Below are 8,632 nucleotides of genomic sequence, written 5' to 3'. Positions count from 1 at the left end.
TTGTTGCTACTCATGTTTTTGCAAACATAAATATTACCTTGCTATTTCTTAATTTATCTTCAATAAGTCAAAGAACTTTTATTCTTTATTTCTATAAAACTTAACTCATTTGTTAAGCCTTTTTAATGCTTTTTTATCTGCCTTAAATATAAACAAAAATATCCTCCGTTTATTTTAAGGGCCGCAAAGATAATTTACTTTTGCGAACTTTCCTAATATTATTTAAAAAAATGTTTAGTTTCTTTTTTAAACCTTCAATTTACTCGCTTGCAAATCGCTTTTTCAATGCCAACGTTTCTTTTCGGGCTGCAAAGATAATTAATGTTTTTAATCCTGCAATTTATTTTTAGCCTTTTTTTAAATTAATTGAAAGAAATTAAAAAAATAGCATTTTGAAAACATTTTCACAAAGCCTACTTTAAAACTATGGAAACGGAAGAATATTGTATTTTCAACTTTCTTAGTAAAAAATAAGGGAAGATTTAAAAATATAAAATTCAAAAGAAAAAGAATATTTAAAAAACTGCAACACTTATTTTAAATGCTTAATAATTGATTTCAAAATGCAAGCCCTTTCGTTTAAGGGGGTGCAAATGTAGAATTAAAAACGCCATACCCAAAAGATATTTTATATAAACTCAATTATTTTTCTTATATTATTGAATATAAGCAGATAAATTTTTCGATTAGGGGGTTGAAATTGATACTGGGAGTATCTTTCCATTAAAATACTTTGATCCATTTAAACAAAAATCAGCAATAAATGAGCTCATTTCAGAAGAACTAAGATTAGCTTTATATTCAGGAAAAGCTTTTTCCAACATTTGGGTTTGAACCGCGCCCAGGGCCAGGCAGTTTACTGAAATCTTTAAGGGGCCAAATTCTTCAGCAAGAGATTCCGTTAAGCAAGCTACTGCTGCTTTAGTAGCACTATAAACCGAAAGTCCTGGAAACTTAGCGCTTCCTTGAAATCCACCCATACTACTAATATTAACTATATGTGATGGAGCATTAAAAAGAGGCAAAAGTTCCTGGATGATTTTAACAACACTATAAAAGTTGGTGTTATATAAATCATGAGCATCCATTTTTGTTAATTTTTCAAACGGTTTACTTATTAATAAACCTGCATTATTTAGAAGAATATCAATACCTGTGAATTTATCATTAACGTATTCATTAAGTTTAGAAAAATCTTCAGATTGAATATCAAATGGAAGGGCAGTCACCTCTGATGAAGGATATTGCTCACATTCTCTAATTAAATTTTGGAGTAAATCTTGTCTTCGTGCGATTGCTATTATACTATTTCCTCCCCTCATAGCTAAAGTTTTAACAGAATCATATCCTATTCCGCTACTGGCACCAGTTACAATAATATTCATAAATTGAGATAAAAAAGGACAACTTCTTAGCCAAAAGTAAGTTTTAAATTTATTAATTTTGTAAAAAAATGCATACAAAAGCCAGATCAAAGTATATACAGTTTATTCTAACCATAATGCTGTTGCAAACAGCTTTAGATGCTTTTTCACAGGAAAGGCCTGTAAAGGAACAATCCTTTAAGGAAAGGTTGTTTTTTGGAGGAAATTTCGGATTGCAGTTTGGAAACGAAACTGTAATTGATCTTTCTCCCTTGGTGGGATATCGATTAACTGATAAGTTATCTGCGGGAGCAGGAATTACATATATGTACTATCGCTTAAGGGTCCCCTCAGTTGATTTCAGTACCAATATTTATGGTGGACGTTTATTTGGACGGTATTTTTTCCTGGATAACCTTTTTGGACATGTTGAATATGAAATATTAAATCTTGAGGTTTTTGATATTGGTAATGTAAGAAGGGTGGAAGTAACCAATATTCTGGTAGGTGGGGGTTATAGACAACATTTAGGTGGGAGAACTTTTATAAATATATTGGCATTGTGGAATATAAATCAATCAGAATATTCACCCTATCGCAATCCAATAATAAGAATGGGAATTGGGTTTGGGATTTAAATTCTTTTCTGATTTTTTCATTCATTCGTTTTATAGGTTAAATTTGTTTGACATTTTTAATATGACTATAAATTCATTGCATGAAAAAAATTTACATTTTATCTGTTATAATTATTTCTTCATTTACCTTTATTTATGCTCAAAATGGTAGAAATCATGAAGGAATATCTCCAAGAGCTAATAAAATTACTAATGATCATCAAAGGAGAGAGTCTCCTTCTTATATTATAGAATGGGAAGAAACTAACCTAAGGAAAAACAATGAAGGTTCATATGTCTTTCTTATAGAATCACCCATTGATTTTAATTGTTTTGGTATTGGATGGGAATCTTCTGAAAAAGGGATAAAACCTGGCGAATTTAAAATAAATTACAGAGTAAAAGGATTAGATGGAATTTGGAAGGAATGGATAAGCAGTGATGGCGAAGTTGCTCCAGAAGAAACTCCAACCGGATTATATTGGAGCGAATTACTTTTTACCAATGATGCAACAATTCATTCCGCAATTGAAATACATTTAATTGCATATGAGAAGGCAAAGATTAATTTTTCACGGGTTGATATTTTAAACACAACGAATGATTATGCCATTCCTGAATGGATTGAAAAAGATAAAAAAGAAGAAACCCAGGAAACCTTAAGATCAAGTTGTCCTACTTTACCAACCATAATTCCTCGTTCTGATTGGTGCGGAAGCTACACTGATTGTCATAATGCCAATTATGCTGTTACTTATATTGATGCTACTCATATCGTAATTCATCATGGCGCTTCGCCAAATACATATACAGATGGGCCATCAATTGTGCGCTCCTATTGGAATTACCATGTTAATACACTAGGATGGGCAGATATTGGATACAATTATTTAACAGATAAATATGGGAATTTATATCAAGGCAGAAAAAACCCCAATTTACCGACTTCTGATGTAAGGGGGGCACATGCAGGAAATGCAAATAGTGGTTCAATTGGAATTTCATTTATTGGAAATGCAGATGTTACTTTACCTACTACTGTACAAATAGACAAATGCACTGCAATGATGGCCTGGTGGTTTAAGCACAAAAACCTCGACCCAACTACCTCTGCAGGAATGACTACTCAGGCTTTTGGATACCAGGTAAAGCCAAGAATATGCGGTCATCTTGATATAGGACAAACTTCGTGCCCAGGAACAACTTTATATGGTCAATTACCAAATTTACGAACAGCTACTAAAGCTATTATTGATGCTTGCACCACATCTCCAGATAACATTCCCCCCACTACTTCGATTAACACATTGGGAAACCTTTGGCAATCATCTGACTTTTCACTTACTTTTAATGACCTTGATGATTTATCCGGAAGCGGAGTGGATTTGAGATTTTATCAAGCAATGGAATATACAGGAACAGAATGGAGAGCAAATGGACAAAATGGTTTTTTTAATGATAATTTCAACAGCACCATACATCCAGAATGGACCAGCCATTCAGGAACTTGGAGCATAGTAAACGGCAGACTTTTGCAATCAGACCAATTAAATACAAATTCTAACATCAGCACATCTGTTAATCAAAACAATTCCAATTCATATTTATATCAATGGTCTGCAAACATGAATGGCACAGGAGCAAACAGAAGATCAGGACTTCATTTCTTTTCTGATAATGCGGCTTTAGCAAATAGGGGGAATTCTTACCTTGTATGGTTTAGGGCTGATGATAATAAGATTCAAATTTACGAAACAGAGAATAATGTTCTTAGTCTTAAAGTAGATTTAGCCCTTACAATAAATGCAAACACTTGGTATGACTATAAAGTAATTTACAATCCGCTGAATGGAAAAATAGAAGTATGGATGGATAACCTTTTAGTGGCCAATTGGACTGACCCTACTCCACTTACTTCAGGAGAATATATTTCATTAAGAAACGGAGATTCAGAAGTGCAATTTGACAATGTAAAAGTCCGAAAATCAAGGAATGCTACTGTAAATATAACTGTAGGTCCCACTGGAGGAAAGGATATTCAATATGAAAGCATTAATTCCACTACAGAGGCATGTAGAGTAAATACACTAATAAAAGACGTTGCAGGCAATTTTTCCAGTGAAGTTGCTCAAAACATTTTTATAGATTGGACATTTCCATCCACATCATCTTCGGTTCAAGAATCATGGCAAACAACAGATTTTACTACTGAATTTACTGATGAAGACAATTTAAATGGAAGTGGTATTGATAGAAGATTTTATCAGATTCTTGAAAATCAAGGAACAGAATGGAGAGCGAATGCATCAAGAGGATTTTACAGCGACAATTTTGATAATGCCATACATACTGACTGGACCCAAGCAAAAGGCACCTGGAATATTGCCGCAGGGAAACTTGTTCAATCAGATGAAAATGAAAACAACAGTAATATTTTTGCAGCCTTAACACAAAATCTTTCAAATCGGTATTTATATAATTTTCAAGGAAAAATTGATGGTTCAGGAACAAACAGACGAGCTGGATTTCATTTTTTCAGTGATGATGCTTCCTTAGCAAATCGTGGAAATTCATATTTTATTTGGTTCAGGCTTGATGATAACACTTTGGAATTTTACAAAGTAACCAATGATGTATTTGCTCAGCAAAAAGTAATTGGTATAAACATCAATCCAGGACAATGGTATGACTATAAAATAATTTATGACCGGATAAATGGCGAAATAAAGGTTTACAGAGATGATGAAAATATTGGAAACTGGACAGATCCTAATCCAATTTCAAATGGAAATTATATCTCTTTCAGGGGCGGGAACAGTAATTTCGAAGTGGATAATCTTAAAATTTACCGTACCAGATTTCCTTCTTTAACAGTATCTGTTGGTCCGGGATCCACAAATGATATAAGATTTCAAAATATTAATCCGACCAGCCATGCTGCTAAAATAAAATCCATTGTAACTGATATGGCTGATAATATTTCTGCCATTCATTATAATGATTTGCGTGTAGATTGGACTGCTCCAGATGAAATAAATTATGTTAACGATGGAACTGGTGCAGATATTAATTTTGTAAATTCAACTACAGAACTATCAGCAAACTGGGCATCCTCTAATGATGAAAATTCAGGTATCATTAAATATTGGTATTCCATTGGAACCTCAGCAGGAGCTACAGATGGAGTGGTATGGACTGATAACGGGATAAATACATTTGTTTCACATTCTGGATTGTTACTAAATCCAGGACAAACTTATTATTTCAATGTAAGGGCTGAAAATGGAGCCGGGTTGTATTCTACAGTAAATTCATCAGATGGTCAAACGGTTGATATTCCTGCGGGTCTTAAAGGTGTAAATCCTTTTATTTCATTTGTTGCCCTACCGAACCCATTTAATTCCTCTATTCAAATTAGATTTTCATTAACACAAGCTCAGCCCTTAAAAATAATGATGATTGATATGTTAGGCAAAACTTTCATGTTGTATAATACGGAATTACAAGCAAAAGGCGATCATAATTTTGTTGTTAACGGAAAGGATTTTTCTCCGGGTGTTTATACACTTCAACTTATAACACCTGGGGGAACCAGGCAACTAAAGATAATCAAAGCGAATTAAACAGCACTAACTCAAGATTTATGAACAAAACAATTGCTCTTGCAATGATTTTCATTGCCCCAACGATGCTTTTTTCGCAAGTTCCTGAAATAAAATCTTTGCACAAGGAACTGCATGAACAATACAAAAGCATAAATATTTCTGCAAGTGAATATGAACAGTTAAATCAGGCAGTTTTAATGCCTTTGCAGCAAAAAAGAAACTGCCAACTTAATAAAATTGTTTTTGGTTGGCATCCCTATTGGATGAATGGATTACAAACTAATTATCAATGGGATCTATTGACTGATTTTTCTTATTTTTCTTATGATGTTAATCCAAATAATGGTCAGGCATATACTACGAATAGCTGGTCAACTGCAGCATCTGTAACTAGTGCCCTTGCAAATGGAGTGAGGGTAAATTTATGTGTAACGCTTTTTGGAAGTTCCAATCATACCACATTTTTAACTAATGCAACAGCCCAGCAAACACTCATAACCAACCTTATAAATCTTGTTCAGGCAAGGGGAGCACATGGAGTAAATATAGATTTTGAGGAAATGGCCTCGGCTCAAAAAAACAACTTAACAACTTTTATCACAAACCTATGTAACCAAATGCATGCTGCTATACCAAATTCCCAGGTTTCAATTGCTCTTCCCGCAGTTGACTGGGGAAATGCCTTTGATGTAGCTGCAATGAATCCATATATAGATCTATTTATTATTATGGGTTATGATTATTATTGGGGTGGAAGTACTCAGGCTGGACCTACAGATCCGGCATATACCTTTGATGCAACAGTATCTTCTCAAAATATTTCCAGGAGCATAAATACCTATTTGAATAAAGGCATTCCCAATTCTAAATTAATTTTAGGTTTACCCTATTATGGGAGGGAATGGAATACCACAACAGACCTTGTTCCTTCAAATGCTACTAGTCATGTGGCAGCCAGAACTTACAAGTTTATTAAAGACAATAGCAGTGGGAATTATTCTAACCCAAACTTTTATTTAAAAAGTATGACTAATTACCATACTTATTATTCAGGCTCTAATTGGAGACAGTGCTTTATAAACAATGCATTTACTTTAGGCAAAAGGTATGATATGGTAAATCAAAGAAATATTGGAGGAATTGGCATTTGGTCATTAGGTGGAGATGATGGATATACCGATTTGTGGAATAAAATTGAAGAAAAGTTTACTAATTGTTCAGTTATTTCCTGCACAGACACAATTTACGATATGGGCGGCCCCATGGGAGATTATTACAATGATGAAAATTTTACATTTGTTATTTCACCAACAGGTGCAACGCAGGTTAATATGAATTTCAGTTCTTTTAATTTGGGAACCGGAGATACTTTAAAAATATATAATGGCAATTCAGTTGGCACCAGCCTTATTGGGAATTACACAGGCGCAAATTTGCCTGCAACAATCAATTCCCTGGGCAATGCTTTAACTTTAAGTTTTAAATCCAATGCATCCGGAGTTGGAAGTGGATGGGGAGCAACCTGGAATTGCATTATGGATGCTGTTTCTCCGACTACTCAAATTACACCTGTTGCAACCTGGGTTACCCAGGATTTTTTGGTTTCCTTTTTAGACAGTGACAATCAATCAGGAAGCGGAGTTGATAAAAGTTTTTATACTGTTTCTGATTTCAATGGGGATGAATGGCGTTCCAATTCTTCAAGGGGCTTTTTTACTGATAATTTCAATACTGTTATTCATGCTGATTGGATAAATTATAGCGGAACATGGAATACAAGCAATAGTTTTCTTGTTCAATCCAATGAAGCCTTAGACAATACTAATATTTCTACGGCTTTAACACAAAATTTATCTAACAGGTATTTATATCATTGGAAAGGGAAAATAGAAGGAACAGGAACAAACAAAAGGGCAGGATTGCATTTCTTTTCTGATAACCCTTCATTGCCTAACAGGGGCAATTCCTATTTTGTCTATTTTAGAACAGACAACAATAAGGTTCAGTTCTATAAAGTAGCAAACGATGTGTTTACCCTTGTTGAGGATATTAGTTATACAGTTAATGAAGGTCAATGGTATGATTATAAAGTTTCATTTGACAGGATTACTGGTAAAGCCCAAGTATGGATTGACAATTTACCTGTTCTATCCTGGATTGATCCAGCTCCTTATCAAAATGGCACTCATATTTCTTTCAGAAGTGGTAATTGCAATTGGTCCGTTGATAGTTTAAGCGTTTTAAGATCACGATCTTCTAATTCAACAGTTAATGTAGGGTTAAACAACAATGATGATATTAGGTATCAAAATATGGATCCACTTACTTCTGCTGGTATCATTAAATCGGTTGTTAGTGATAGTGCTGGAAATATATCTACCCTTACCAGTATGTTTGTAAATGTAGATTGGACAGCCCCTGATGATGTAACTATTGTAAATGATGGAACCGGAAGTGATATTAATTATACCCTATCCTCTGGTGAACTATCTGCTAATTGGTTACCAAGCTTTGATCCACATTCAGGATTAGAAAAATATTTATATTCCATTGGCACTTCCGCTGGTTTAGCTGATGTTGTTAACTGGACAGATAATTCTATTAATTCATTTGTTACTCATACAGGCCTAAGCTTAACTCATGGACAAACTTATTATTTTAGTATTCAAGCTATAAATGAAGCAGGATTACTTTCCTCTATAAGCAATTCTGATGGCCAAATTGTTGATTTGAATACTGGAGGATTAACGGAAAACCATTTTGCTGCAAACACTAAAATTCATCCGAACCCAACTTCTAATAAGGCAAACGTTATTTTTAACAATCCATCTGATCAAAAAATAAAATTCATTCTATTCGATAATAGCGGAAGGGAAATCGAGAATAAAGAAATGTTCCTGTTAAAAGGAATGAATCATTTTGAATTTGACTTTTTAAAAGAAAATATTTCCGAAGGACTTTATTTTATTCAAATTATTCCGGAAAGCAACCCAGCAATTACGCTGAAATTAATATATCAAAAATAGAGTTCCTTTTCACTAAATTG

Annotated in this window: 4 protein-coding genes; 3 read left to right on the top strand and 1 reads right to left on the bottom strand. The window is 33.8% G+C overall.

Annotated elements, in window-relative coordinates:
• Positions 1-686 precede the first annotated feature (686 nt).
• Positions 687-1,385: an SDR family oxidoreductase gene (locus H0V01_04180; protein MBA2582570.1), complete on the bottom strand. Its 699-nt coding sequence runs from the start codon at positions 1,383-1,385 to the stop codon at positions 687-689.
• A 68-nt stretch (positions 1,386-1,453) separates the two neighbouring features.
• Here H0V01_04180 and H0V01_04175 point away from each other — a divergent pair, with 68 nt between their 5' ends.
• The 3 genes from H0V01_04175 (at position 1,454) to H0V01_04165 (ending at position 8,612) form a co-directional block, all read left to right on the top strand.
• Complete coding sequence (locus tag H0V01_04175; GenBank protein ID MBA2582569.1) at positions 1,454-2,002, top strand: hypothetical protein; 549 nt, start codon at positions 1,454-1,456, stop codon at positions 2,000-2,002.
• An 80-nt stretch (positions 2,003-2,082) separates the two neighbouring features.
• Positions 2,083-5,604, top strand: a complete 3,522-nt coding sequence (locus tag H0V01_04170; GenBank protein MBA2582568.1) for an N-acetylmuramoyl-L-alanine amidase — start codon at positions 2,083-2,085, stop codon at positions 5,602-5,604.
• Between the two features lie 20 nt (positions 5,605-5,624).
• Positions 5,625-8,612 carry a T9SS type A sorting domain-containing protein gene (locus tag H0V01_04165; GenBank protein MBA2582567.1) on the top strand — a complete coding sequence of 996 codons (2,988 nt, stop codon included), beginning with the start codon at positions 5,625-5,627 and terminating at the stop codon, positions 8,610-8,612.
• The last annotated feature ends 20 nt before the right edge of the window (positions 8,613-8,632 follow it).

It is taken from the genome of Bacteroidota bacterium (assembly GCA_013696965.1).
In the GTDB taxonomy this organism is placed as follows: Bacteria; Bacteroidota; Bacteroidia; order JACCXN01; family JACCXN01; genus JACCXN01.
The sequence above is the reverse complement of the archived record's forward strand: the minus strand, read 5'-3'. Positions and strand labels throughout refer to the sequence as shown.